Origin of the sequence: Streptacidiphilus sp. EB129, from assembly GCF_041262645.1 — a bacterium.
Lineage (GTDB): Bacteria > Actinomycetota > Actinomycetes > Streptomycetales > Streptomycetaceae > Streptacidiphilus.
This window is the reverse complement of the sequence record NZ_JBGCCS010000018.1, coordinates 112,982-138,344: the sequence shown is the minus strand read 5'-3', so window position 1 is coordinate 138,344 and position 25,363 is coordinate 112,982. Positions and strand designations below refer to the sequence as shown.

Annotated in this window: 20 protein-coding genes and 1 pseudogene; 8 read left to right on the top strand and 13 right to left on the bottom strand. The window is 73.6% G+C overall.

Annotated elements, in window-relative coordinates:
• The first annotated feature begins 66 nt into the window (after window positions 1-66).
• The 3 genes from pxpB (at window position 67) to ABH925_RS22515 (ending at window position 2,809) form a co-directional block, all read left to right on the top strand.
• A complete protein-coding gene (gene pxpB, locus ABH925_RS22525) occupies window positions 67-768 on the top strand; it encodes a 5-oxoprolinase subunit PxpB (RefSeq protein WP_370150610.1) in 702 nt (233 codons plus the stop codon).
• Window positions 765-1,628, top strand: coding sequence for a biotin-dependent carboxyltransferase family protein (locus ABH925_RS22520; protein WP_370150576.1), 864 nt, complete (start codon window positions 765-767; stop codon window positions 1,626-1,628). The genes pxpB and ABH925_RS22520 overlap by 4 nt, the downstream gene beginning before the upstream one ends.
• A gap of 92 nt (window positions 1,629-1,720) precedes the next feature.
• Window positions 1,721-2,809 (top strand): WD40/YVTN/BNR-like repeat-containing protein, encoded by a 1,089-nt coding sequence (locus tag ABH925_RS22515; RefSeq protein ID WP_370150574.1) that lies wholly within the window; start codon window positions 1,721-1,723, stop codon window positions 2,807-2,809.
• Here ABH925_RS22515 and ABH925_RS22510 read toward each other — a convergent pair.
• From ABH925_RS22510 to ABH925_RS22495, 4 genes are all read right to left on the bottom strand, one after another.
• On the bottom strand, window positions 2,802-3,809 hold the full coding sequence (locus tag ABH925_RS22510; protein ID WP_370150572.1) for an SGNH/GDSL hydrolase family protein: 1,008 nt from the start codon (window positions 3,807-3,809) through the stop codon (window positions 2,802-2,804). The genes ABH925_RS22515 and ABH925_RS22510 overlap by 8 nt on opposite strands.
• Entirely contained in the window at window positions 3,806-4,978 is a 1,173-nt protein-coding gene (locus ABH925_RS22505; RefSeq protein WP_370150570.1) for a glycosyltransferase, read from the bottom strand. Before ABH925_RS22505 ends, ABH925_RS22510 begins: the two co-directional genes overlap by 4 nt.
• Complete coding sequence (locus ABH925_RS22500; RefSeq protein WP_370150568.1) at window positions 4,975-6,186, bottom strand: glycosyltransferase family 4 protein; 1,212 nt, start codon at window positions 6,184-6,186, stop codon at window positions 4,975-4,977. Before ABH925_RS22500 ends, ABH925_RS22505 begins: the two co-directional genes overlap by 4 nt.
• A gap of 236 nt (window positions 6,187-6,422) precedes the next feature.
• Entirely contained in the window at window positions 6,423-7,916 is a 1,494-nt protein-coding gene (locus ABH925_RS22495) for a HEAT repeat domain-containing protein (protein WP_370150566.1), read from the bottom strand.
• Between the two features lie 326 nt (window positions 7,917-8,242).
• Here ABH925_RS22495 and ABH925_RS22490 point away from each other — a divergent pair, with 326 nt between their 5' ends.
• Complete coding sequence (locus ABH925_RS22490) at window positions 8,243-8,875, top strand: PAS domain-containing protein (protein ID WP_370150564.1); 633 nt, start codon at window positions 8,243-8,245, stop codon at window positions 8,873-8,875.
• 96 nt (window positions 8,876-8,971) lie between these two features.
• Here the strand turns inward: ABH925_RS22490 and ABH925_RS22485 are convergent, their stop codons facing one another.
• Window positions 8,972-10,459 carry a hypothetical protein gene (locus tag ABH925_RS22485; protein ID WP_370150562.1) on the bottom strand — a complete coding sequence of 496 codons (1,488 nt, stop codon included), beginning with the start codon at window positions 10,457-10,459 and terminating at the stop codon, window positions 8,972-8,974.
• 350 nt (window positions 10,460-10,809) lie between these two features.
• Here ABH925_RS22485 and ABH925_RS22480 point away from each other — a divergent pair, with 350 nt between their 5' ends.
• Window positions 10,810-11,946 (top strand): aminoglycoside phosphotransferase family protein, encoded by a 1,137-nt coding sequence (locus ABH925_RS22480; protein WP_370150561.1) that lies wholly within the window; start codon window positions 10,810-10,812, stop codon window positions 11,944-11,946.
• Window positions 11,947-12,007: 61 nt separating this feature from the next.
• On the opposite strand, the gene ABH925_RS22475 is transcribed toward ABH925_RS22480, so the two are convergent.
• The 7 genes and pseudogenes from ABH925_RS22475 to ABH925_RS22445 all read right to left on the bottom strand — a co-directional run bounded on the left by ABH925_RS22475 (window position 12,008) and on the right by ABH925_RS22445 (window position 19,238).
• Complete coding sequence (locus ABH925_RS22475; protein WP_370150559.1) at window positions 12,008-13,189, bottom strand: acyl-CoA dehydrogenase family protein; 1,182 nt, start codon at window positions 13,187-13,189, stop codon at window positions 12,008-12,010.
• A 109-nt stretch (window positions 13,190-13,298) separates the two neighbouring features.
• Window positions 13,299-13,793: a hypothetical protein gene (locus tag ABH925_RS22470; RefSeq protein WP_370150557.1), complete on the bottom strand. Its 495-nt coding sequence runs from the start codon at window positions 13,791-13,793 to the stop codon at window positions 13,299-13,301.
• 516 nt (window positions 13,794-14,309) lie between these two features.
• Window positions 14,310-14,522 (bottom strand): DUF397 domain-containing protein, encoded by a 213-nt coding sequence (locus tag ABH925_RS22465; protein ID WP_370150609.1) that lies wholly within the window; start codon window positions 14,520-14,522, stop codon window positions 14,310-14,312.
• 278 nt (window positions 14,523-14,800) lie between these two features.
• Window positions 14,801-16,006: a thiolase domain-containing protein gene (locus tag ABH925_RS22460; RefSeq protein WP_370150555.1), complete on the bottom strand. Its 1,206-nt coding sequence runs from the start codon at window positions 16,004-16,006 to the stop codon at window positions 14,801-14,803.
• On the bottom strand, window positions 16,003-17,100 hold the full coding sequence (locus ABH925_RS22455) for a thiolase domain-containing protein (RefSeq protein WP_370150553.1): 1,098 nt from the start codon (window positions 17,098-17,100) through the stop codon (window positions 16,003-16,005). Before ABH925_RS22455 ends, ABH925_RS22460 begins: the two co-directional genes overlap by 4 nt.
• Window positions 17,097-18,106, bottom strand: a pseudogene (locus ABH925_RS22450) (Zn-ribbon domain-containing OB-fold protein). Before ABH925_RS22450 ends, ABH925_RS22455 begins: the two are co-directional and overlap by 4 nt.
• 328 nt (window positions 18,107-18,434) lie before the next feature.
• Window positions 18,435-19,238 (bottom strand): crotonase/enoyl-CoA hydratase family protein, encoded by an 804-nt coding sequence (locus tag ABH925_RS22445; protein WP_370150551.1) that lies wholly within the window; start codon window positions 19,236-19,238, stop codon window positions 18,435-18,437.
• A 128-nt stretch (window positions 19,239-19,366) separates the two neighbouring features.
• Here ABH925_RS22445 and ABH925_RS22440 point away from each other — a divergent pair, with 128 nt between their 5' ends.
• A complete protein-coding gene (locus ABH925_RS22440) occupies window positions 19,367-21,055 on the top strand; it encodes an acyl-CoA synthetase (protein ID WP_370150549.1) in 1,689 nt (562 codons plus the stop codon).
• Window positions 21,056-21,076: 21 nt separating this feature from the next.
• Here the strand turns inward: ABH925_RS22440 and ABH925_RS22435 are convergent, their stop codons facing one another.
• Entirely contained in the window at window positions 21,077-22,177 is a 1,101-nt protein-coding gene (locus ABH925_RS22435) for a DUF2332 domain-containing protein (RefSeq protein ID WP_370150547.1), read from the bottom strand.
• Window positions 22,178-22,478: 301 nt separating this feature from the next.
• On the opposite strand from ABH925_RS22435, the gene ABH925_RS22430 reads away from it, so the two are divergent.
• Both ABH925_RS22430 and ABH925_RS22425 read left to right on the top strand, forming a co-directional pair.
• A complete protein-coding gene (locus ABH925_RS22430; RefSeq protein WP_370150545.1) occupies window positions 22,479-24,560 on the top strand; it encodes a glycosyl hydrolase family 8 in 2,082 nt (693 codons plus the stop codon).
• 209 nt (window positions 24,561-24,769) lie between these two features.
• Window positions 24,770-25,279, top strand: a complete 510-nt coding sequence (locus tag ABH925_RS22425) for a DUF2087 domain-containing protein (RefSeq protein WP_370150544.1) — start codon at window positions 24,770-24,772, stop codon at window positions 25,277-25,279.
• Window positions 25,280-25,363 lie beyond the last annotated feature (84 nt).

Genomic DNA, 25,363 nt, shown 5'->3' with positions numbered 1-25,363 from the left:
GGCGGCGCGGGAGCGGATAGCGGCGCGGGAACGGAGGGGGGCGCCGGCGGGGTGCGGGTGCGGCGGATGGGGCGTACCGCGCTGCTGCTGGAGGTGGACAGCGACGACGAGGTCGCGGCGCTGTACCGTGAGTTGACCATGCGTCAGGAGGACGGGCGGCTGGGCCCGGTGGCCGAGATCGTGCCGGCCGCGCGGACCGTGCTGCTCGACGGGGTGGCCCAGGTCGAGCCGCTGGTACGGCAGTTGGAGGGGTGGCGGGTGCCCGAGGCCGGGTCCGCCGCGGCGGTCGGGCCGCTGGTGGAGGTGCCGACCGTGTACGACGGGGCGGACCTGGCCGAGGTCGCCGCGCTGTGGGGGGTCTCCGCGGCCGAAGCGGTGCGGCTGCACGCGGGCTGCGAGTTCCGGGTGGCCTTCTGCGGCTTCGCACCCGGCTTCGCCTATCTGACCGGCCTGCCGGAGCGGCTCGCGGTGCCGCGCCGGGCCACCCCGCGGACCAGGGTGCCGACCGGCTCGGTGGCGCTGGCGGGCACCTATACCGGGGTGTACCCGAGCGCGTCCCCCGGCGGCTGGCAGCTGCTCGGGCGTACCGGGCTGACCCTGTGGGACCCGGCGGCGGAGCCGCCCGCGCTGCTGCGGCCGGGCACCCGGGTGCGCTTCGTCCCCGAAGAGCCCCCTACCACCGACGCGCGGCACACGCCCGCCGAGCGGCACACGCCCGACGAGCTCCGGACTTCCGAAGAGCACCACACCCCCGGGGAGCGCGGATGAGGGCGGTGGAGGTGGTGCGGCCCGGTCCGCTGACCACGGTGCAGGACGCCGGCCGGGTCGGTGTCGCGGCGCTGGGCGTGCCCCGCGCGGGCGCCCTCGACCCGGAGGCCCACCGGCTGGCGAACCTGCTGGTGGGCAACCCCTCGGGGGCGGCGGTGCTGGAGACCACCGTGGGCGGGGTGGCGCTGCGGGCGCTGGAACCGCTGGTGGCGGCGGTGGTCGGGGCGCCCGCGCCGGTCCGGGTGGACGGTCGGCCGGCACCCTGGGGCGCGCCGGTCGCCCTGGCCGCCGGGGAAGTCCTCGACGTCGGGACGGCCGTCTCCGGGGTCCGCTGCTATGTGGCGCTGGGCGGCGGTATCACGGTGCCGCCGGTGCTGGGCAGCCGGTCCGCCGACCTGCTCTCCGGACTGGGGCCCGCCCCGCTGGTCACCGGGCGGCTGCTGCCGGTGGGCCCGGCGATCGGGCCGCCCTGCGTCATCGACCCGCTGCCGCTGCCCGCTCCCCCGCGCGAGCTGGTGCTGCGGCTGGATCCGGGCCCGCGCACGGACTGGTTCACCCCCGACGCGCTGCGGCTGCTGGGCACGACCTGCTACGAGGTCTCCGCGGCCAGCAACCGGATCGGGCTGCGACTGCGCGGCGCGCGGCTCGAACGGGTGGCCGGTCGCGGCGAGTTGCCGAGCGAGGGGATGGTGCTGGGCGCGGTCCAGGTGCCGCCCGACGGGATGCCGGTGGTGTTCCTCGCCGACCACCCCACCACCGGGGGTTATCCCGTGGTGGGAGTCGTCCCCGCAGCGGATCTGACCGCCGCCGCACAGGCGACACCTGGAACGTCTGTTCGGTTCTATCGCACGGGAAGGTGAACATGTGCTCGCCGGGAGGACAACGGGACGAACAGCGAGAAGACTGCATGCTGACCAAGTGATCCCGACCCGACCGAACGAGGTGATCAGCTGTGGGTGAGGTACTTCTGGCCGTCGGTACGGCGAAGGGGCTGTTCCTGGGACGGAGCGGGGACCGCCGGGAGTGGTCCTGGACCGGTCCGCACTTCGTGATGCAGGGGGTCTACTCGGTGGCCGTCGACCGCCGGGGCGGGCGGCCCCGGATCCTGGTCGGGGCGGACAGCAGCCACTGGGGCCCCTCGGTGTTCCACTCCGACGACCTGGGTGAGAGCTGGCAGGAACCGTCGGCCGCGGCGGTCAAATTCCCCAAGTCCACCGAGACCTCGCTGGAGCGGGTCTGGCAACTGCAGCCGGCCGGACCCGCCGAACCGGGTGTGGTCTATGCCGGCACCGAGCCCGCCGCGCTGTTCCGCTCGGAGGACGGCGGCGAGTCCTTCGCGATGGTCGAGAGCCTCTGGGAGCATCCGCAGCGCAAGGACTGGGGCGCCGGATTCGGCGGCCAGGGGATGCACACCGTGCTGGTCGACCGGGAGAACCCGAAACGGCTGACCGTCGCCGTGTCCACCGGTGGCGTGTACCGCTCGCTGGACGCCGGGGCGAACTGGTCGGCGTCGAACACCGGGATCGAGGCGCGCTTCCAGCCGGACCACTACCCGGAGTTCGGCCAGTGCGTGCACAAGGTCGCCGTCGACGCCGGCGATCCGTCCCGGCTGTACCTGCAGAACCACGGCGGCGTCTACCGCAGCGACGACGCCGGCGAGCACTGGACCTCCATCGCCGCCGGACTGCCCGCGGACTTCGGCTTCACGATCGTGGCGCACCCCCGCCGGGCCGGGACGGCCTATGTGTTCCCCCTGGTCGCGGACTACGAACGGCTGCCTCCGGAACGCCGCTGCCGGGTCTACCGGACCAGCGACGCGGGCGAGACCTGGCAACCGCTGGACCAGGGCCTGCCGCAGGAGAAGCACTACGGCGTGGTGCTGCGCGACGCGCTGTGCACCGACGACGCCGACCCGGTCGGCGTGTACTTCGGCAATCGCAACGGCGAGGTGTACGGCAGCGCGGACGAGGGCGAGAGCTGGCAGTTGCTGACCGAGCACCTGCCGAGCGTGCTCTGCGTACGGGCGGCCGGGATCAGCTGACGGCCCGCAACTCCTCCGTGCCGCCGTGCGGGGCGGAGCCGATCGGCACGGCCCGTCCCACCTGCTCGGTCTGTTCGCTCTGCGTGGCCGGTCCGAACGGTGCGGGCTGCGGGGCGTGCAGCGCCTGCGGGACGTGTGGGGCGTGCAACGCCTGCAGGGCTTCGGCGGTCCGGCGGGCCGCCTCGCGGTCGAGCCGCTGCGCGCCGCGGCCGCGCTGCAGGGCCTCGGCGACAGCCAGTCGCAGCAGGTCCGGGAGCAGGTCGGTGCAGCGGTCGAGCACCCAGCGGGTCCCCCGGGTGGCCATCCACCAGATCTGCGCCGTCAGGGTCGGCGGCGCGGACAGCGGCTCGGCGTCCGGCGGGGTGCCGGTGGCCTCGCCGGCGGCGCTGAGCAGGGCGTGGAACTCGCAGGCCAGCGCGCGGTGCCCGCGTTCGCTGGGATGCAGCCGGTCGACGCTCCACATCCGCGGGTCGTCGACCCAGGAGCTGTCGGCCACATGGAGGTGCAGCGCCCCGTGCTTGGCGCTGAGCGCGTGCACCACCTGGTTCACGCTGTGCATCCGGCGGGCCAGCGGACGGGCCAGCGGGCCCGGCAGCCGGAGCATCCGGCCCGGGTCGGGCAGGCAGGCGGTGAGCAGGGTGCTGCCCTCGGCGGCCAGGGCGCCCAGCGCGGCGTCCAGGTCACCGGCCAGGGCGTGGATGTCGTAGCTGGCCCGTAGCGTGTCGTTGACGCCGACGATGACCGTCGCGAGATGCGGGCGGTGCTCGCGCGCCGCCGGGATCTGACGCTCCCGCACATCGGCGGCACGCGCGCCGCTGGTGGCCAGGTTGCGCAGGTCGACGGCCTCCGGCGAGAGCCGCAGGCTGTCGGCCAGCAGCGCGGCCCAGCCGCGCCAGGCCCCGGCCCGGAGGGGATCGGGATGCGGGTCGCCGAGTCCTTCGGTGAGGGAGTCACCGAGGGCGACCATGCGGAAAGGGGTGATCGGCTGTGCGGCGGTCACGGAGCTGCTCCCTGCGGGACGGGCGCGGGTGCGGCCCGGTGGGCGGCGAGGAATCGGGCGACGGCGTGGTCCCAGCCGAAGGACTCGGCCCGGCTGCGGGCAGCCGCACGCCGGACGGTCTCGGGCCGGTCGAGAATGCGCTGCACCGCGTCGGCGAAGCCGGGGCCGGTGTCCGGGGCAACCGCCCCGGCGCCGATGGCGGGGTCGCCGATGATCTGCGGCAGCGCGGAGGAGGCGCTCACGGCGACCGGGGTGCCGCAGGCCAGCGCCTCCAGCGCGGCGAGGCCGAAGGTCTCGATCGGTCCGGGGGCGATGACCGCGTCCGCGCTGGCGAGCAGTGTCGACAGGCCGTCGACGGAGGCGAGGTGGCCGAGCAGGTGGGCCGGCAGGCCCTCCTGCTCGATCCGCGCGGCCAGCCGTCGCCGCAGCGGCCCGTCGCCCGCGACGGCCAGCACCGCCGGGATGCCGCGACGGCGCAGCTCGGCGAGGGCGTCCAGGGCGCGGCCCGGTCGCTTCTCCGGCGACAGCCGCGAGCAGAGCACCAGCAGGATCTCGTCGGGGCTGGCGTAGTGCGCGCGGGCGGCGGCGTTGCGGTGCCGCGGATGGCGCCGGCTCAGGTCGACGCCGAGTGGCGCGTAGGCGAGGTTGCGGGCGCCGATGCGGTGGAACTCGGCGGCGGCCCAGTCGGTGGTGCAGATGACCGAGTGGTAGTCGCGGGCCGTCCCGGCGTTGAGCCGGTCCGCGGCCCGGCGGGCCAGCGACTCGGACAGGCCCCAGGTGCGCAGCAGGCCGTCCAGGCTCTCGTGCGAGACCATCGCGGCGGGTACCCCGTGCCGGCGGGCCCAGCCTCCGGTCCAGCGCAGCGTGGTCCGGTCGGACACTTCGAGCCGGTCCGGGCGCAGCTCGGCCAGCAGGTCGGCCAGTGCCTGGCGGTCGAGCAGGACCCGGTAGCCGCCGGTGCCGGGCACGGTGCGGCCGGGCAGGGTGATCACCCGGCCCTGGGCGGTGTCCTCCCGGTCGGTCCTGGTCGGGCCCGGGTGGATCAGCACCGGCTCGTGCCCGGCGGCGAGGTACCCGGCGCCGAGGTGCTGCAGCGCGGTGCGCAGACCGCCCGACACCGGGGTGACGAAGTTGGCGATCCGCACGATACGGAGGCCGGCGGCGGTCATGCGGCCGCCCCCTCGGTGTCGACGGTCGCGCCACTCATACCGGGCGCGGCGCCGGGGCCGAGGAACCCGACGCGCTGAGCGGCGGCGCGATCGCGGCCCTGCTCGGCGAGGATCTCCCGGTAGTGCTCGATGAGCTGGTCGCCCACGCTCTCCCAGGTGCGTCCGGCCACCTCCGCGCGGCCGGCCACGCCGTAGCGTTCGCGGGTGGCCGGGTCGCCCACCAGCGCGGCCACGGCGACGGCGACGGCCCGGGCGTCCCGGGGCGGCACCAGCAGCCCGGTGCGGTGGTGCCCGATCAGGTCGAGCGGACCGCCGACGGCGGGTCCGACCACGGCGACCCCGCTGGCCATCGCCTCCTGGATGGTCTGGCAGAAGGTCTCCATCGGGCCGGTGTGCACGAACAGGTCCAGGGAGGCGTAGAGCGCGGCCAGCTCGTCACCGGTACGGCGGCCCAGGAAGGTCGCGCCGGGCAGGGCCTGACGCAGCATCGGCTCGCTGGGGCCCTCACCGATGACGACCAGGCGCACCCCCGGCATCCCGCACACCCCGGAGAGCAGGTCGACCCGCTTCTCGGGGGCGAGCCGGCCGACGTATCCGACCAGCAGCTCGCCGTCCGGGGCCAGGCTGCGGCGCAGCGCCTCGTCCCGGTGCCGGGGGTGGAACCGGACCGAGTCCACGCCGCGCGGCCACAGCCGCACCCTCGGCACACCGTGCGCGGTGAGGTCCTGGACGGCCGGGGTGGACGGGGCCAGGGTGCGGGCGGCGGCGGTGTGCACGGTGCGGATGCGGCGCCAGGCCGCCGCCTCGCCGAGCCCGCTGCCGGCCCGGTAGGCCCGGGCGTAGCCGGCCAGGTCGGTCTGGTAGACGGCGACGGCGGGGATGCCGAGCCGGTCGGCGGCGATCATGGCCCGGGCACCCAGCAGGAACGGGCTGGCCAGGTGGACCACGTCCGGCCGGTGTCCGGCGATCAGCTGCTCCAGTCGGCGGCTGGGCAGCGCCAGCCGGACCTGGGGGTAGCCCGGGAGCGGGAGGGCCGGCAGCCGGACCACCCGGCAGGGGTCGGCGGCGGTGGGAGGGGAGGCCGGAGCCGGGGCCACGACGAGTGGCTGGTGCCCGCGCCGCACCAGGTGTTCGGCGGTGCGCAGGACGGAGTGGGAGACGCCGTTGATGTCCGGCGGGAACGATTCGGTGACCAGGGCGACACGCATGTCTGCGTTATTCCGAGGCGCGGCGTGCGTACGGCCAAAGGGATCTTTCGTGCGAGCGAACGACGTCCGAATCCTCGCCCGAGCAGGGCGTCAGCCGTGTCTCGGCAACGCCCCGGCCACACCTCAGCCACGTCCCGGCCGCTCCCGGCCCGCCCGCACGGCGCGCCCCGTGTGGCCCGCTTTCGGCCGCCGCCGGTCCGAAAGCCGGCCCGAGTCGGCCCGGCGTCTGCCCGGGGTCAGCCCGCGCTGAGCCGGCCCCGTACCGCGGCGTGCACCTCGGCCTCCTCGCCGGGGTCGGCGGCCAGGCGGCGCAGGCGGTCCAGCACCTTCCCGTCGCCCTTGGTGAACACATGGCGGGCGGCCAGCTCGCGGGTGGCCTCCTCGCAGTCCCACAGGCACTCCACGGCCGCGCCGGTGGCGAAGACCGGGTCGGTCGCGGCGAGGCTGCGGGCGGCACCGCCGCGCAGCTGCGAGCACCTGGTCTCGGCGTACACATGGCGCAGGACCGGGACGGCGGCGACGGCGGCCAGCCGCCCCACGCCGTCGATCAGGACGCCGAGGCCCTCGCCGTCGGCGCCGTTGCGGTAGACCCAGCGCCGCAGCGCGGCCACGATCAGCGGGGCGTCCTGCGCCGCGCCGAGGCAGGCGAGCAGCTGGGCGGCGGCGTCGGCCAGCCCGCCGCCGTCCGGATCGGCGGCCCAGACCCGGGCACAGCCGGTGATCCGGTCGCCACGCATCCGGGCCAACGTGGCCAGGGCGAAATCGGCGGTGAGCCGGGACACCGCGGCGGCCGCCAGCTGGATCAGCGCCGGGGCCTGCTCGTCGTCGTGGTCCGCCAGGTGGCGCAGCGCGGCGCAGCGGGCGCCGTCCTGCCCCGCGCGGGCCGCCTCCCGCAGCAGCGGGAGGTCCTCCGGGCCGGCCACCGCGCCCAGGCAGCGCGCGGCAGCGGCGGCACGGCGGACAAAGGACTCCGGGTTGCCCGGGTCGTAGCCGTGCCGCGAATCGGCGGCGCCGGTGACGCCGGAGCCGGAGCGGTCGGAGCCGGAACCGGTCGGCCGGGCCGCGGACGGGTCGTCGGCCCAGGCCAGAACCGCCTCGACGCTCCAGTCGGGGGCCGACGAGGTCCGGTCGAGCTGCCGTTGCCACAGGTCGAACGGCGCCTGCTCGATGGCGGCCGCGACCCGGGGCTCGGTCTGCGCCCAGACGTGCCAGGGGCGGGGCTCGTAGGCGTCACGGATCGCGGCGCGCAGGGCGGCGTCGCCCTCGGGCCCGGCCGGGAAACGGGCCAGCACGGCTCCGGCGAGCGGGGCCAGGGCGGCGTCGTCCTCGCGCACGGCCAGCTCGTCCAGGGCCCAGGCCCAGTTGCCGCCGGCACTCGCGTAGCGGCGCAGCAGCAGCAGGGCGTCGCGGCGGCCGTAGCCGGCCAGCCGGCCGAGCACGGCGAGGGTCAGCCCGGTGCGTGACTCGTCGTCGTCGAGCAGGTCCTCGACGTGGAAGAGATGGTCCTCCAGCCCCTGCAACGGCGCCTCCAGCTCCATGTAGAGGCGTGCGTAGTAGAGCGAGCGGTTCTCGACCCGCCAGTCACGACGGGGGTCTCTGGTGACGCACTCATCCAGAGCGGCGAGCGCGTCGAGACGCTCGGCCGCCAGAGCGTGCAGGGTGCCGTCCCCTCGGCCCCGCTGAAGCAGGCCGAGAAGGGAGGCGCTGGGCGCTATCGCGGGCTCGAACATGAGGTCAGCATCCGTTGCGGCGGTCCTGGTGGCAAAGGAATTTCGGTGAAACCGGTCGTGACGGCACCTGAGGAGCACCGGCTGAGGGATAGGAGCCGCTCCGCAGCCGGAATGGTAGCGGTCGGGCGCGTTCCCGTGCACCTTTCGGTCGGTATGTGGCAGTGGGTGTGCCTCCTGGGGCAGGCGGGACGGCTGTCAACAGTCCGAACATATGCCAACAGCACATCTGGTTCGACTTCACCCAAAGGCCGCACGGCGACTGCGCGGCTGTGCCACAGTCGTAGTCGTAGGACTCCAAGCCGTAGCGGACAGCACCACGGGAAGCCATGCACTCCCAGGCCGCGGACGAACCCGCAGACCAGGCAGCAGGCCACGCCTCACAGGACGCCGCCTCACAGGACGCCGCCTCACAGGACGCCCCCTTACAGCACGCCGCCGCTCCGGTCGACGCCACGACGGAACCGGCGTCGACCGGGGCACTGCTCGCCGCCGTCGCCGAGGTGCGGGCGCACCTGGACGCGGCGCATCAGCAGCTGGCCGCACTGGAGCGCCGCCTGGCACGGGTGCGCGGGAAGGCGGGGCTCATGGTGGAGGTCGTGGCGTCCCGCCGGGCGTCGGTCCGGGCCGACGTGGCGGACGCCGAGTGGGATCTGGCCGAGGACCGTGCCGTGTGGTCCGCGGAGATGTTCCGGATCTTCGGGCGTGACGCAGCGCTCGGCCCGCTCACCCTGGACCAGTTGCCGGCGTACCTGCACGAGGACGACCGCCCCGCACTGTCCGGGGCACTCACCGCCGCACTGGTCGACGGCAGACGGATCGACACCTGGTTCCGGGTCGCCCGACCGGACGGCACGCTGTGCACGGTGCACTGCGCGGGCAGGCCGGAGCAGGGGACGGACGGCACCGTCCGGTCCATCCGGCTGGAGGTCCAGGACGTGACGGAGTCACGGCTGTCCTGAACTGTGCTGTCCTGAACTGTGCTGTCCTGAACTGTGCTGTCCTGGTCCGCTCGGTCCTGGTCCGCTCGGATGTCGGGATCTGCGACCGCGTGAGTGTCAGACCGCCAGGGACCGGGGCGGCTGCGGGAGCGCCCCGCGGATCTCGGCCCGCAGCGCCTGGACCTCCGGTAGCTGGTCGTACCGGCCGGTGAGCCGGTACATCTCACGCAGCCGGTCCCAGGTGCGGTGCGAGGACATCTCGCGGGTGGAGTTCAGCGCCATCCGCGCGTAGTTGCCGGCCTCGTCAGGACGGTTGGCGATGTAGCAGGCGGAGGCCATCGACAGGTAGTCGAACAGCTTGGACCGCTCGTGACCGTTCACCCGCAGGTCCAGCGCCTGCTGCGCGTGGTACTGCGCGAGCGGCGCGGCCGAGGGATCGTGCTCGGCCAGGGTCCGGTACGCCAGCGCCTCCATGCCGTGCAGGTCCGCCCGGTCGAAGAACTGCAGCCAGCTCGGGCCCGGGTCGCCCTTGTCCTGCGAGAACAGTTCCTCGGCCTCGCCGAGGGTGCGCCGGGTGGCCTGGGTCCTGCCCATCGAGGCCTGCGCCCAGGCCTCCACGGTGCGCAGCATGGCGCGGGTGCGCGGCAGGTTCCGCTCGCCGCTGCCGGTCTCCGCCACCCGCATCAGGTCCAGCGCGTCGACCGGCCGGCCCAGGTGCACCATCTGCCGGGCGGCGCGGGAGAGCGCCTCGCCCGCGCGCGGCTTGTCCCCCGCCTCGCGCGCGGCGTGCACGGCCATCACGAAGTAGCGCTGGGCGGTCGGCTCCAGGCCCACGTCGTGGGACATCCAGCCGGCCAGCACCGAGAGGTTGGCGGCCACCGTCCACAGTCTCCGTGACAGCGCCTCCGGATGACGGTAGGTCAGCATCCCGCCCACCTCGTTGAGCTGGCCCACCACGGCCTTGCGCTGCAGGCCGCCACCGCGCGAGGCGTCCCAGGCCCGGAACACGTCGACCGACGTCTCCAGGGCCTCCACCTCGTCCAGGCCCACCGGCCCGGCCTCGTAGAAGTCGGTCGCCGGCAGCGCCGCCGCGCCGGGGCTGCGCACGGCGGCGGCCGATCGCCCGGCCGCCCCGGTCGTCAGCCGGTCCGCGCCGGTCATCCAGTCGTGCAGCGGGTTCGCGATGGTCGCACCCGCCACGAGCGCGGTGCTCGCGCCCATCAGTCCGCGTCGGTTCAGCATGAGGTCCATTCCCGTGAACTCGGTGAGGACCTCTGCGGTGCGTTCCGGCTTCCAGGAGGAGGTGTCCGACGTCGCCGGATCGGCGGCGTCGGACGCGGAGTGCCGGTGTCGCTGGAACCCGAGGTCCTCAGTGGTGACAACACGGCCGAGCCGCTCGGTGAACAGGGCAGCCAGCACCCGTGGCACGGGATCGCGCGGGATCTCGCCCCGTTCGATCCAGCGCCGGACCCGCGAGGTGTCGGTGGACAGCTGCTGCTGTCCCGCCGACGCGCCACGCCGGTTGACCAATCGCGCCAGCTCGCCTTTCGACCACCCCGTCATGGCGAAGAGGTCGGCGAATCGGGTGTTGGGTCCTCTGTTCACGTCAAGCCCCCAGGTTCCTCGGCGCTTTCGAGGCTATCCGTGCGTCATGTGCCAGGCGAGCATTCGCCAGGGTTCGCCAGGGTCCGCCCACTGATGCGCCAGTACGCGCCGGGTGTGATGTAGAACCGCACCACCCCGAACACTCCTCCACCTGCGGCGCGTTGCTGGAGGCAGAGGGCGTTTCGGGAGTGGCGCGAGGGGTGGCGAAAGCTCCGAATTCGCTCCCCGGGGACTCCCCGGGCGGCGCACTCCCCAGGGTGCGCCGCCCGGGGCCCCTCCAGATCCGACTCGCGGCAGGCCACCCCCGGCCCGCCGGCGGCAGCCCGCCAGGAAGGGACCCGGAACCACCCATGTACTCTCCTTCGCTCTCCCCCGCCACCACAGCGAGTCCCCGGGTCACCGCACCGCGCCACCGTCCCGCGCCGGGCGCCGATCCGCGCACCGACCCCCGGCTGCGCGAGCAACGCGACCCGTACGGACAGCCGTTGCGGCAGCAGCCGGTCGGTGCGCGGCGGATGGTCGGGACCGGGCGCCCCGCCGCCGCGCAGGCCGCCAGGATGCCGCGGCTGGACAACCCGGCCGAGCAGTCCCCGGCGCTGCGGGCCGCGCTGGGCGGTGTCGCGCGGATATGTCCAGCGTTCGTCCCGCGCCAGCTGCTGCGCGAGGACGACACGCACATCCTGGTCGCCGGGACGGCGGGGCGCACCCCGGTGGTGGCGAAGTGCCTTGCCCCGGCGGTCGGGAGGGAGACCACCCGGGCCCGGCTGGAGGCCGCCGAGCTGATGCGCCGTGAGGTCGCCGCGTACCGGACCTTCGTCCGGCAGCGGCCGCCGGCGCGGCTGCCCAAGCTGGTCGCCGCCGACACCGACCGCTGCGTGCTGCTGATGGAGCGGGTGCCGGGACGCCCCGCCGCCCGGGAGCGCCACCCCGTCAACACCCCCACGCCGGGCGAGATGCGCGCCATCCTCGGTGCGTTCCGCGCACTCAACCTGTGGCGGCCGCCCACCGGTTCGTTCGACGCGCCGCTGGACTACCCCCGGGAGATCGCCCGCTACCACGCGGTGGGTCTGCTGACCGACCGTGACGCCGGCGACCTCCAGCACCTGCTGCACGGACTCGCGCACACCGGACCGCAGTTCTGCCACGGGGACGCGCTGCTCAGCAATGTGCTGCTGGCCCCGTCCGGTCCGGTCCTGGTGGACTGGGAGCTGGCCGGCTGGTACCTCCCCGGCTACGACCTCGCGGTGCTGTGGACCGTGCTCTCCGGCGACACCGCGGCACGACGGCAGATCAGCCAGGTCGCCCAGTCCTCCGGGACACTGCCGCGCGACGCCTTCCTGGTGAACCTGATCCTGGTGCTGATGCGCGAGATCCGGCTGCACGACGTGCCCGGCGCCGGCGAGGAGCAGCGGATACTGATCCGTCGGCTGCACGAGGACGCGGCGCTGGCCCGGCGGGCCGTGCGGGCCGCGGTCGGCACCCGCTGACCGCGGACGGGCTCAAACCCGGTCCCGGCCGGGGGCCGAGCGCCGGCTGCTCGGCGGCAGGTCAGCTGCCGCCCAGAGCCTGCCTTCCGGCGGCGCGGAGCAGTTCCGCGTCGGACGGGTCCAGGGTGTGCGCGTGCAGGACGTCCCGCAGATGGCGCTCCAGCGGGTTGGCGCGGCTCAGTCCCGCGCTGCCGCTGATGGCCACGATCTGCTGCACCGCGCCGACAGCCGCGCGGGTGGCCAGCATCCTGACCGCCGCGCTGCGCCGCAACGCCTCACCGCTGCCGCCGTCCCGATCGGTACCGTCCCGGTCGCTGCCGCCGTCCCGGTCGGTGTCGTGAGCGGTGTCGCGGGCGCTGTCGTCGACCCGCCCGGCGGCGGAGAGCAGCAGTTCCTCGGCGCCGGTGAGCTCGACCTCGACCAGGCCGACCGCCGCCACGGTCGCGGCATCGGCGTCGCCCCGGCGCAGGGCGGTGACCAGCCAGTCCCTCGCCGCCCGGGCCACACCCAGGTAGACCGCGGGGACGGCGATGTTCGCCCACGCCTCGGGAACGTGCGCGGGACCCGGCTGCCGGTCCGCCCGCAGCCCGAGCACCGCCTCCGGATCGACGGCGACGTCGAGCAGCAGCACGTCGTGGCTGGCGCTGGCCCGCAGGCCCAGCTGGTCCCCGCTGGGCTCGACCTGGATCCCCGGGCTGTCGCCCGGGACCAGGAACACCCCCTCGCGGGGCGGCTCCTCCTCGGTGCGCGCGGTCACCGCCATCCAGGCGAGCGCCTCCGCGCCGGGCACCCCGGTCTTACGCCCCGTCAGTATCCAGCGGCCCCCCTCGAGTCGGGCACTGGCCGTGGCGGCTCCGGGGAGCCTGCCGACCAGGGCCGGGCCGCGCACCGAGTCGGCCAGCAGCTCCCGGTAGACACCCTCGGGCCAGCGGGAGGACGGGTGTGCTCCGGTCTGCTGCGCGTGCGCGAGCAGCGTCTGGGCGCAGAGCAGCGCCACCGAGGGGTCGCCCCGGCCGAGCTCGACGAGCACCCGGACCGTGTCCGCGAGCCCGCCGCCCGCCCCGCCGTGCCGCTCGGCCACGGTGAGGGTGAGCAGACCGGCCTCGTGCACGGCCTCGATGCCCTGGTAGGGGAAGCCGGCGTCCCGGTCGTGCTCCTGCGCGCGGGCGGCGAGCAGGTCCACCACCCGGGGCAGCCGGGCGACGGCGTCCGCGACGGCGGGGAACTGGTAAGTGGTCGTCATGCGGACCTCCGGCCTGCGGGACCTGTCTGCGCTGGGGGTGCGTGCGGTCTCCGTCCGGGACGGAGCGCTCCGGCGCCGATCATGCCCGAACCGGGCCGTTCATGGCCGGTCAGGCCTTGAACATCTCCGCGGGCAGCGGCTTCAGCAGCTGGTAGAGGTCCTCGGTGATCGGCCGGTCCCAGGTCGCCACGGTGACCTGGACGCCGTCGCTGCGGCCGAACTGGACGCAGGACACCCGGCTCTCGGTCAGCTTGACCTTCTTCACGATCAGCAGATCGTCGCCGAGCAGCACCGGGAAGTCCTCGTGGTCCAGCACCCCCACCGGCTCGTCGTTGCCGATCGCCGCGAGCAGTTGTCTGACCTCGAAGGGAACCCCGTCCTCGGGGTCGCGGGCCGGCGAGCCCTCGCAGAGGTTGCCGATCAGCATGGACGGGCCGCGCCCGCCGAGCAGGTCGTAGTGCAGGAAGACGCCCTGGCAGCTGCCGTCCTCGGGGTCGGCCAGCAGGGCTGCCCCGAAGTCGCCGGGCCAGTCGTCCGGGTCCATCGCGAGAACGTCGAAGTCCGGACCTGCGGGTGTGCCGGAGCGGCGGCGAAGGAAAGCCATGCCGACATCGTACGTGGCATCGGCACGTGCGCAGCCCGGGCCCCCGGGGGCGCGTCCGGTGTTCGCCGAGGGGTCGCCGACCGGTCATCCGGCGATCATCAGGACCGGTCGTCCGCCATCCAACGATCGGGACGCCAGTTGACGAACGTGTCACAACCCGATTACGGTCAGCGTCATGGGGAGATCAGCACGGCTAGTCCGCAGAGGTCATGTCGACCTGCAGCGAGTGACGCCCACCCGCTGTCGGTGACACCCACCCGACCGTGTGTCCGCTGATCGTCCGTCATCGGCATCCCACAGCACTTCGGTCGGACTTCTGCTGCGCCCACACCACCAAAGCACGTCCATCGATCGACGTGACCAGTTCGGTCGCGTCCCGGTGGACGGGTCCGTTCGCCCCGCCGCGTGGGGGTGTGCGAGGCACGGACCGCAGGATGCGCCGCGTCGGCCCCGTGGGGGTGGTCGGCGCGGCGCATCCGTCGTCGCTGTCAGATCAGGCCGGTCGGGTCAGGCCCGTCAGGTCAGGTCGAACTCGCCGTCCCGCGCGCCCAGGACGAACGCCCGCCACTCCGCCGGTGTGAAGATCAGCGCCGGGCCGTCGGGACTGCGCCCGTCCCGCATGGCGATGTACCCCTCGACGAAGGCGATCTGCACATCACCCACGCCGTTACTACTCGACAGCCACTCGGCCCTGGTCAGGTCGAGCTGCGGCTTCCGGCCGTCGGTCACCTCGTCGAACGGACTGGGCTGGGTGAGAACGCCGGCCCTCGCGTTGTCACCGAACGCACTGTCACCAAAGAACGCGTCGCTTGCCACGTCGTGATCCTCCCGTCTCGTGATTTCACTGTAACCGGATCGAAGCGACTGAATACAGGCTTCGGACGCATCCCGCGAGGGGCACCCGGATCAGTGGCCGAGGGTGGTCGAGCGGGTACCCCGGCAGGTCTCGAACGGTCGTCGGACGACCCCTCGAACGGTTCCGCACGCGCCGGGACCGGCCGGCCGGGTCAGCGGGTCGGCGGTTCGCTGCCGACCAGCCACATGGAGAAGAACTGGGCGCCGCCGCCGTAGGCGTGGCCCAGGGCCAGCCGGGCGCCGTCGATCTGGTGCTCCCCGGCCCCTCCGCGCACCTGCAGCGCCGCCTCGGCGAAGCGGATCATGCCCGAGGCCCCGATCGGGTTGCTGGACAGCACCCCGCCGGAGGGGTTCACCGGCAGGTCGCCGTCCATCTCGGTCACCCCCGACTCGACCAGCTTCCAGCCCTCGCCCTCGGCCGCGAAGCCGAGGTTCTCCAGCCACATCGGCTCGTACCAGGAGAAGGGGACGTACATCTCGACCACGTCGACCTGCCGGCGCGGGTCGGCGATCCCGGCCTGGCGGTAGACGTCGGCGGCGCAGTCCTTGCCGGCCTGCGGGCTGACGTAGTCCTTTCCGGCGAAGATGGTCGGCTCGCTGCGCATCGCACCGCCGTGCACCCAGGCCGGCGGGCGCGGTGCCCTGGCGGCTCCGGCGGTGCCGGTGAGCACCATCGCGCAGGCGCCGTCCGAGGAGGGGCAGGTCTCCGAGTAGCGGATCGGGTCCCAGAGCATCGGCGCGGAGCGCACCTTCTCCAGCGTCAGACCGTGCTCGTGCAGATGGGCGTAGGGGTTCTTCAGAGCGTTGCGGCGGTCCTTGAACGCGACCAGCGAGCCGATGTGGTCCGGTGCCCCGGTGCGGCGCATGTAGGCGCGGACGTGGGGGGCGAAGAACCCGCCCGCGCCGGCGGTCAGCGGCTGCTGGAACGGCACCGGCAGCGACAGCCCCCACATGGCGTTGGACTCGGACTGCTTCTCGAAGGCCACGGTGAGCACCGTGCCGTGGACCCGGGCGGCGACCAGGTTCGCGGCCACCAGGGCGGTGGAGCCGCCCACCGAACCGGCGGTGTGCACCCGCAGCATCGGCTTGCCGACCGCGCCCAGCGCCTCCGCGAGGTAGAGCTCGGGCATCATCACGCCCTCGAAGAAGTCCGGGGCCTTGCCGATCACGACGGCGTCGATGTCGGCCCAGGACAGTTCGGCGTCGGCGAGGGCCCGCACCGCGGCCTCCCGGACCAGACCCGCGATCGAGACGTCCTGACGGGCCGACACGTGCCTGGTCTGGCCGATGCCGACCACCGCGACGGGCTCCTGGCCGGTGCGTGCCCCGCGTGCGGATGCTGCTGTCGGGCTGCTCATTGCTGCTCCCCCTCCAGGACGGCCACCAGGTTCTGCTGCAGGCAGGGGCCCGAGGTGGCGTGGGCCAGGGCCCTGCGCGACTCGCCGCGGTGGATCCGGGCGGCGGCCTCGCCGATCCGGATCAGGCCGGCCGCCATCACCGGGTTGGCGGCCAGCGGCCCGCCGGACGGGTTGACCGCGACCGCGTCGTTCAGCTCCAGCGCCCGGCGCAGCACCACCTCCTGGCCGGTGAACGGAGCGTGCAGCTCGGCGGTGTCGGGCGGGGCGTCGAACGCCCCGGCGTGGATCGCGGCCAGCCAGGTGGACGGGGACTCGGTGAGGTCCCGCACGCCGGGCTGGTGCGCCTCGATCCGGTGGTCGATGCCGCGGATCCAGGCGGGACGCGGATGCAGTGCGCGGGCGGCGTCGCCGACCGCGAGGATCACGGCGGCGGCGCCGTCGCTGACCGGCGGGCAGTCGTGCCGGCGCAGCGGCCGCACCTCGTACGGCTCGCGCAGCAGGGCCTCGGCGTCCGCGCTGCCGCGCAGCTGCGCGTGCGGGTTGCCGAGCGCGGCGCGGCGGCTGCGCACGGCGGTGGCGGCCAGCGCCGGCTCGTCGGTGATCCCGGCGTCGATCAGGGCCTGCGTCTGCAGCGCGGCCAGGGCGACGGAGTCCGGCCAGAGCGGGGCCAGCGTGTAGGGGTCGAGCTGACGGGTCAGCACGTCCCGGACGCTGCCGGGCGAGGACTTCCCGTACGAGTAGACCAGCGCGGTGTCGGCCTGGCCGGTGCGCAGCTTGACCCAGGCCTCGTAGAGCGCCCAGGCGCCGTCCATCTCGACATGGGACTCGGAGATCGGCGGCCAGGCGCCGACCCCGTCGAGGGCCATGGTGAACGAGAAGGCCCGGCCGGCCAGGTAGTCGCTGCTGCCGGAGCAGGTGAAGCCGATCCGGTCGGTTGTCAGACCCGTCTGCTTGAGTACGTCCTGGAGGACCGGCAGCACCAGCTCGACCTCGGAGAGCTGGTCGGTGCTGCGCTGGTGGGTGCTCTGGGCGAAGGCGACGACGGCGACGTCCCGCTCGCCGGAGAGCGGGGACGGTTTGGCTGCGGCAGTCACATCCAGCTCCGGTAGGTGTCGGGGTCGGCGTCGGGGTCGCCGGTGGGACGGAAGTGGCTGATCCCGGCGAGGCTCGGGCCGAGGTTGGCGTCGTCCCAGACGGCCTCGACCCGCTGGCCTACGTGCACCTGGTCGTGCGGGATGCCGCCGATCCGCGCGTGCAGCCCGACATGGGCCCCGTCCAGCAGGACGTAGGCGTAGCAGTAGGGGACCTCGATGTTCAGGCCGCGGGCGGCGATGTTGACGATGCAGAAGGTGGTGACGGTGCCGACATGCGGGAGTTCGAGCTGCTCGGTGGTGGCCCGCCCGCAGGTGGGGCAGACCCCGCGCGGCGGGATGTAGACGCGGGTGCAGACCGGGCAGCGCTCCGCGAGCAGGCGCTTGTCCGCGAGGCCGGTCAGGAACCGGGACTGGGCCGCCCCCGGGGTGTAGGTGTAGGCCAGCCGGGCCGGGAGGGTGACCCGGGTGACCGGTTCCACCCCCGCGAGCGCGGGGGCGTCTGCGGCGACGGCGGCGAGCAGGTCGGCGGCGCTGGTCATGACGTCTGCTCCTCTGCGGGTAGCGACTCGAAACAGGCGATGTCGGTGATGGCGCCGCTGCGCTCCGCGGCCCAGCGGACCCGGACCCGCAGCCCGGTGCGGACCGCGCACGGGTCGCCGCTGTCCGGCGCGGGTGCGTCCAGCGCGTGCAGCAGCGCGGTGTCGGCGCCGTCCAGCCGGACCAGGGCCCAGCCGAAGGGGGTGTCCAGCGGCTGGAACGGGCGCGGACGCGGGTTCCAGGCCCAGGTGGTGACGGTGCCGGTGTCCGGGAGCACCACCAGTTCGGTCAGCTCCGCGGCGGTGACCGGGTCGTACTCGGCGGGCGGGCAGAGCACCCGGCCGTCGCTGCCCCGGATTCCGAGGACGACGCGTTCGCGCAGTCCGGTCAGGAACGCGCCGAGGACCGGGCCGGTGGAGCGGGTGAACGGGAACTCGACGATCAGGGGTGCGCTGAGCACCTCGGGCATGGCGGGCCTCGGCATTCTCCGAAGGGGCGGACGTGAGGAGCAGGGACGTGAGCGGGCGGACGTGGTGCGAGGCCGCTTCGCGACGGGCCGGCGCGGCCGGACGGGAGGAGCGGCGCGGCCGGACGGGAGGAGCGGCGCGGCCGGACGGGAGGAGCGACGCGGCCGGACGGGAGGAGCGACGCGGCCGGACGGGAGGAGCGGCGCGGCCGGACGGGAGGAGCGGCGTGCCCTGACGGGAGGAGCGGCGACCGGACGGGAGGGGCCGCGGCCCCGGACAGGCCGGGCGGCCGGCGCCCGCCCCGGAAGGCGAACCCGGGCCGGACGGCCGCTAGCGGCGGCGGTAGACCGGCGCTCGGCGCTCGGCGAAGGCCCGGGGGCCCTCCTTGGCGTCCTCGGTGGCGAAGATCGGCCAGCCGATCTCCAGCTCCCGGGCGAGTCCCTCCGCCTCGCTGAGCGCCGCGGTCTCGTACACGGACCGTTTGACCGCCTCCACCGCCAGCGGCGCGGCCTCGTTGACCGCCTCGGCGAGCTCCAGCGCGCGCTTGAGCGCCGTGCCGTCCGGGACGACGCTGCCCACCAGCCCGATGTCGCGGGCCTCGGCGGCGCTGTAGCGGCGGCCGGTGAGCAGCATCTCCAGCGCGTGGGTGCGCGGGATCTGGTGCTGCAGCCGGACGGTGGAGCCGCCGACCGGGAACAGTCCGCGCCGGACCTCGAACAGGCCGAAGCTGGCCGACTCGGCGGCCACCCGGATGTCGGTGGCCTGCAGCACCTCGGTTCCGCCGGCCACGCAGACGCCCTCGACGGCGGCGATCACCGGCTTGCGCGGGCGGTAGTGCCGCAGCATCGCCTTCCAGTGCAGGTCCGGGTCGGCGGCCAGGCGGGCCCGGTACGGATCGTCCTCGGCGAAGCCGCCTGCGGCCAGCGCCTTGAGGTCCATTCCGGCGCAGAAGGCACCGCCCGCGCCGGTCAGCACCACCGAGCGGATGTCGTCGTCGGCGTCGGCCTCCAGCCAGGCGTCGTGCAGGCCGACCAGCATGGGAATCGAGAACGCGTTCTTGGCCTCGGGCCGGTTCAGGGTGAGCACCATCGTCGCCCCGTACCGTTCCGTGACCAGATGTTCCGTGCTGCTCATACCGACGCCCTTCATTCCGCTGGGTCATGACGCATCGTCAGATCTAGAACAGGTTGCAGTCTTGGCGACAGGTTTTCAAGGTTGTCAGCACTCTGGAGTTCTCCGGTCCCCGCTCCTACTCTCCGCGCATGGAATTCAACCTGGCTGACCTGTTCGAGCAAGCGGTCGACCACTTCCCCGAGCGCGAGGCGGTCACCTGCGCGGTCGCCGACGGCCCGGCCGTCCAGCGGCGCAGCTTCGCGGAGTTGGAGGAGCGCGCCAACCGGCTGGCGCACCACCTGTCCGAGGCCGGGGTCGGGCCGGGTGACCGGGTCGGCGTGTATGCGCTGAACCGGGCCGAGTGGGTGGAGTCACTGCTGGCCATCTGCAAGATCCGCGCGGTCTGCGTCAACGTCAACTACCGCTATGTCGCCGACGAACTCGCCTACCTGCTGGGAATGGCCGAGCCGGTGGTGCTGATCTACCAGGAGCGCTGGGCGGACCGGGTGGCCCAGGTCGCCCCGGGTCTGCCCGGGTTGCGGCACCTCATCGTGATCGACGACACGACCACGGAGCCGGCAGGGGGCCCGGAGGGTGCGGAGCCGACAGGTGCGGCCGGACTCGAGGGGTCGGCGGGGTCGGCGGGATCCGCCGCTCTCGCCGCGGTGCCGTTCGAGAAGGCCGTCGCGTCCGGCGGATCGCAGCGGGACTTCGGGCCTCGCTCTCCCGACGACCATTACCTGCTGTTCACCGGCGGCACCACCGGGCTGCCCAAGGGCGTGGTGTGGCGCCAGGAGGACGTCTTCTTCGCCCTCGGCGGCGGGATCGACGTCACCACCGGGCATCGGATGGCCACCCCCGAGGAGATCGTCGGCACCGCCTACGACAACCCGCTGACCTTCTTCCCGATCGCACCGCTGATGCACGGCGCCACCCAGTGGGGCCTGATGCAGCAACTGTTCAGGGGCAACCGGGCGGTGCTGCTGGACCGCTTCGAGCCACAACGGGTGTGGCAGCTGGTGGAGTCGGAGCGGGCCAACATCGTCATGATCACCGGGGACGCGATGGGCCGTCCGCTGGTCGAGGCCCTCGACGACCCGGACACCGGCTTCGACCTGGGCTCCTTCATGGGCCTGGTCAGCAGTGCCGCGCTGTTCTCCACCCCCGTGAAACAGCGCTTCCTGGAACGCTTCCCGACGCTCTACCTCAGCGACGCCATCGGCTCGTCCGAGGGCGGCGCCGGCGGGATCAGCCAGGGTGCCGCCGCGGCCGACGGCTCCGGGGACGGGGTCACCACCAAGGCCATTGGCGACTCCGAGGTCGTGGACGACGAGCTCAACCCGCTGCCGCCGGGCGTCGTCGGCCGGCTGGCCCGGCGCGGAAACGTTCCGCTGTGCTACCTGGGCGACCCGGTGAAGAGCGCCGAGGTGTTCCGGACCGGGCCGGACGGGCTGCGCTACTCCGTCCCCGGCGACTGGGCCCGGCGCGAGGAGGACGGCCGGATCACCCTGCTGGGGCGGGGGTCCTCCTGCATCAACTCCGGCGGCGAGAAGATCTTCCCCGAGGAGGTGGAGTCGGTGATCAAGTCGCACGCCGGGGTGTACGACACGGTGGTCGTCGGCGCGCCGGACGAGCGCTGGGGCGAGACCGTCGTCGCCGTCGTCCAGGCCCGTCCCGGGGTCGGCGAACTGACACTGCCGCAGTTGCAGGAGCACTGCCGCGCGCACCTGGCCGGCTACAAGGTGCCGCGCCGGCTGCACCTGGTGGCCGAGGTCCAGCGGACCCCGACCGGCAAGCCCGACATGCGCTGGGCCAAGTCCGTCGCAGCCGCCGACTGACAGCCGTCAGCAGCCCAGCGCTCAGAACGCCCGGGCCGGCAGCCCGTGCGGGGCGCTCTCGGCGAGCAGCACCCGCTCCCCCGCGCCCTCCCGGACGGTGAGCCGGAAGCGCAGCCGGTGGTCCTCGCGGACCGGCTCGAACGCGATGTGCGCGAACGGGGCCTCCGGCGTGCTCGCGGCGGCGAGCCGGTCCAGTTCCACGTCCACCCGCGCCCACTCCTCGGCGGGCACGTACTGGCGCATGACGGAGTGCCAGACCACCGTGAGCGTCCCCGGCTTGAGCTCGACACCGGCCAGGAACTCGGCCGCGCCGCAGGTCACGACCGGGGACGGCAGCGCGGCGGCGAGCCGCAGCGCGCCCTCCAGCCGAGCGTGCCGGTCGGCCTGGTCCGCCCAGACGTACGCGCGCAGCGCCAGCGCACCGTGGGGCGAGAGCGGGTCGATCGGGGTCAGATCGCAGCCCTGGCGCTCGACCACGGTGAGTTCCGGGCGCTCGGCCGCCGCGGCGGTCAGCCACCCGGGCGCGCCGTCGGTCCAGCCGTTCGCGAGCAGCACCGGCGAGCCGGGATCGCCCCAGGCGAACCCCTCGGCGCCGTCCGCTCCCTGCGCCGTGTAGCGGAACCGCTCGGGGCGAAGGTTCAGGCCCGCGCTGGCTCCGAGCTCGAACAGCCGCAGCGGCAGCGGCGTGCCGCCGGTGGCCCGGAGCAGCCCGGCGATCAACAGGTTGGCCCGGCCGACCTCGTTGGTCTGCGGCGGACGGGTCATCCAGTCGCGGACCCACGGGAGTTCCGCCGCGACGGCGGCGCGGAACGCGTCCCCGGCCTCGGTGGCCTGGTCCGGGGTGAAGGCGCCGCCCGCGGTCGGGTAGTAGCGGGCGAGCTCCGGGGCACGTCCGGTGAGCACCAGCCCGTGCACCGCGCCCAGCAGCCGCAGGGCGATGGCGTCCATCCCGGGCGCGTCCTCGTACCCGGCCAGGGCGTCCGCGCAGGGGCCACCGGCCCGGACGTCGGCGGCGGCCGCGAGCAGCAGCTCTGCCGAGAGCCGTGAGCCGAGTTCGGCGCAGGCTTCGGCCTGCCACTCGACCAGCCGTGCCGCGCGCTCGCGTGATTCCTCGCCGGACATCCGCCACATCCCTTCGCAGTTGCTCGCGATTGCTCGCCGTTGTTCGCCCTGTGGTGGCCATGGTTCGACGTTCGTGATCATGCCCCGGTCGAGTGCGGGGGAACAGCGTCGACCCGCGTGACACCGCTCACCTGCGCCGGACCGCAGACGGCGGCCCGCGGCCGGAAGGATCTCGCCCCTGCCTCTTGACGCGAGCCTCTCAAGGGCAGAATCCTGTGAGGCGACTGAGTTAGGAAGCTTTCCTAACTAACTGACCCCCTGGCTCTGGCCCGTTCTCCTCTTCCCCCACGAAGGAGTCCAGATGGCACGACCCGTCCAGCGCGTACTCGCGGCAGTGGCCGCAAGCGCGTGCGCAGCACTGGGAGTTGTCGCGATCGGCGGCGCCCCCGCGAGCGCGTCGACGACTCCGGCGCAGCCCTTCCCCCAGCACCAGACCTACAAGGTCGGCGTGCTGCCCTCCGCCTCAGCGGCCAGCCGGGACGCGGCGGTGGAGAAGCAGTACGACTCCTGGAAGGCCACCTACCTGGTGCACGGCTGCGCGTCGAACGAGTACTACATCTCCACCAAGGGCGACTCGGACGCCACCAACAACGGCCCGGTCTCCGAGGGCCAGGGCTACGGCATGAACATCGTGCCGCTGATGGCCGGTTACGACGCCAACGCACAGACCGAGTTCAACGGCCTCTGGCAACTGGTCAAGGACCACAAGGACCAGTGGGGCCTGATGCAGTGGCAGCTCGACGGCAAGACCTGTAAGTACTACTCCAGTGGCACCCCGGACGCGGCCACCGACGGTGACCTGGACATCGGTTACGGCCTGATCCTCGCCGACAAGCAGTGGGGCGGCTACACCGCCGACGCCAAGTCCTGGCTCGCCAGCTTCTACGCCAACGACGTGGCCCCCGACGGCCACCTCAAGTGCGAGGACGACGGGCCGACCACCGACACCCGCCCCAGCGACCAGATGATCGACCACCTGCGGGCCTTCGCCGCCTACGACACCGCGCACGACTGGAACAAGGTGATCACCAGGACCGAGGCCCTGGACACCGAGTACTCCAAGGCCTACTCCGCCGGCTCCGGCCTGCTCTCCGACTTCGTCGTCAACGCCAACACCACCAGCCCCCAACCCGCCCCGGCCAACTACCAGGAGAACCAGCCCGACAACATCGTGGGCTACAACTCCATCCGGGTCCCCTGGCACATGGGCACCGACGCGCTGGAGAACGGCACCGGCGTCGCGGCGACCGAGTACGGGCTGGCCACCAAGGAGTCGGCCTGTACCAAGTCCCTGTCCGGTGGCAACCCGGCAAACGTCCAGCCGCACATCAAGCTCAACTGCGCCAACGGGAACATCTCCGGCGACACCCAGGCCGAGGAGGCCGGCGACTCGGTCGGTCCGGCCGCGATGGCCTCCGGCGACCAGGCCTGGACCGACGCGATCTGGAAGCAGCTCGGCACCAACCCGTTCGGCGACGGCTACTACGGCGAGACCATCAAGATGCTGGTCTACATCGTGATGGCCGGCGACTACTGGAACCCCGCCACGGTCGGCAGCGGCACCGGCTCCAGTGACTTCTCCCTCTCCACCAGCCCCGGCTCCGGTTCGGTGACCCCGGGCAACGCCGCCACCGCCACCGTCTCCACGGCGGTGACCGCGGGCAGCGCGGAGTCCGTCGCACTGACCGCCTCCGGGGCACCCTCGGGTGTGACCGTCGGCTTCAGCCCGGCCTCGATCAGCTCCGGCGGCAGCTCGACCATGACCGTGTCCACCAGTTCCTCGGTCGCGGCCGGCAGTTACCCGCTCACGGTGACCGGTACGGCGGCGTCCGGCTCGCACAGCACCGGCTACACGCTGACGGTGTCCTCCGGGACGACCGGCTGCACCGCCGCACAACTGCTGGGCAACCCGGGCTTCGAGAACGGCACCACCACCGCGCCGTGGGTCCAGACGTCCACGCTCGGCCAGTCGCCGATCAACAACGACACCGCCGACGAGCCCTCCCACTCCGGCAGCTGGACCGCCTGGCTGAACGGCGACGGCAAGGCCGACACCGACACCGTCGCCCAGACCGTCACCATCCCGGCCAGCTGCACCACCGCCGCGTTCTCCTACTGGCTGCACATCGACACCACCGAGAGCACCAGCACCGCCACCCCCGACACCCTCAAGGTCCAGATCCTCGACACCAGCGGCACCGTCCTGACCACCCTCGCCAGCTACTCCAACCTCAACAAGAACACCGGCTACACCCAGCACACCACCAGCCTCGCCCCCTACGCCGGCCAGACCGTCACCCTGAAGTTCACCGGCACCGAGACCGACGCCAACGGCGGCACCACGAACTTCGTCCTCGACGACACCGCCCTCAACATCTCCTGACCGACGGCTCCCGCCGGTAGCACGGCGGATCGGGCATCAGTCGGCGGCGCGGGGAACCGCACGGCCGGACCTCCACCGGAGGTACGGTCGGCGGCTCCCCGCGCCGTCGGCATTCGCTCGGCCCGCTTCCGCACCGCCGGGAAATCTGGTGGCGCTCCGGTCTCGTCGGCTCCTAGCGTGGGCCGGACCGCTTCCGAGAGGACCATGCCATGCCACAGATCGCCACCATCGCCCCGCTTGCCTCGGCGCTCGCCGATCCCGCCCGGCTGCGGACCTTCGCCCGCGCGGTGCTCGCCGGGGCGGACGGGGTCGGTACGGACGAGCTGGAAGCCGCCGAGTCCGGCGGTCGGCGGCATCTGCAACGGCTGGCCCAGGCAGGCCTGGTGGAGCTGCGCCCGGACGGAACGGCGGTGGCGAACACCGAGGCGTTCGCCCAGGCGCTGAGCCCGGCCGAGGCCACGGAGCAGGACGAGGTGGCCCGGCTGTTCAAGGACGGGCGGCTCACCACGATGCCGGTACGTCCCCCGCTGCGGCAGGCGCTGCTGGAGCATCTCACCGAGCGGATCTTCTCCCCCGGCGTCAGCTACGGCGAGCCGGAGGTCAACATCGCACTGCGCCAGTACTGGGACGACCCCTCCGCGCTGCGCCGCTATCTGGTCGAGGCGCAACTGCTGACCCGCTCCGCCGACGGCCGCGCCTACCGCGTCACACCGGCCTGACCCCGCGCGTCCGAACCGGAGGCACGCACAACGTGCCTGACGGTATCTCAGGATGAGTCCCTGTCAGGAACGTTGTGTGGCTGG

Excerpts from the sequence above, each read along its gene's own strand:
- pxpB (WP_370150610.1), top strand. The coding sequence starts at position 67 with ATGGGGCGTACCGCGCTGCTGCTGGAGGTGGACAGCGACGACGAGGTC.
- ABH925_RS22520 (WP_370150576.1), top strand. The coding sequence starts at position 765 with ATGAGGGCGGTGGAGGTGGTGCGGCCCGGTCCGCTGACCACGGTGCAG.
- ABH925_RS22505 (WP_370150570.1), bottom strand. The coding sequence starts at position 4,978 with ATGACCGCCGCCGGCCTCCGTATCGTGCGGATCGCCAACTTCGTCACC.
- ABH925_RS22500 (WP_370150568.1), bottom strand. The coding sequence starts at position 6,186 with ATGCGTGTCGCCCTGGTCACCGAATCGTTCCCGCCGGACATCAACGGC.
- ABH925_RS22495 (WP_370150566.1), bottom strand. The coding sequence starts at position 7,916 with ATGTTCGAGCCCGCGATAGCGCCCAGCGCCTCCCTTCTCGGCCTGCTT.
- ABH925_RS22490 (WP_370150564.1), top strand. The coding sequence starts at position 8,243 with ATGCACTCCCAGGCCGCGGACGAACCCGCAGACCAGGCAGCAGGCCAC.
- ABH925_RS22480 (WP_370150561.1), top strand. The coding sequence starts at position 10,810 with ATGTACTCTCCTTCGCTCTCCCCCGCCACCACAGCGAGTCCCCGGGTC.
- ABH925_RS22475 (WP_370150559.1), bottom strand. The coding sequence starts at position 13,189 with ATGACGACCACTTACCAGTTCCCCGCCGTCGCGGACGCCGTCGCCCGG.
- ABH925_RS22470 (WP_370150557.1), bottom strand. The coding sequence starts at position 13,793 with ATGGCTTTCCTTCGCCGCCGCTCCGGCACACCCGCAGGTCCGGACTTC.
- ABH925_RS22460 (WP_370150555.1), bottom strand. The coding sequence starts at position 16,006 with ATGAGCAGCCCGACAGCAGCATCCGCACGCGGGGCACGCACCGGCCAG.
- ABH925_RS22445 (WP_370150551.1), bottom strand. The coding sequence starts at position 19,238 with ATGAGCAGCACGGAACATCTGGTCACGGAACGGTACGGGGCGACGATG.
- ABH925_RS22440 (WP_370150549.1), top strand. The coding sequence starts at position 19,367 with ATGGAATTCAACCTGGCTGACCTGTTCGAGCAAGCGGTCGACCACTTC.
- ABH925_RS22435 (WP_370150547.1), bottom strand. The coding sequence starts at position 22,177 with ATGTCCGGCGAGGAATCACGCGAGCGCGCGGCACGGCTGGTCGAGTGG.
- ABH925_RS22430 (WP_370150545.1), top strand. The coding sequence starts at position 22,479 with ATGGCACGACCCGTCCAGCGCGTACTCGCGGCAGTGGCCGCAAGCGCG.
- ABH925_RS22425 (WP_370150544.1), top strand. The coding sequence starts at position 24,770 with ATGCCACAGATCGCCACCATCGCCCCGCTTGCCTCGGCGCTCGCCGAT.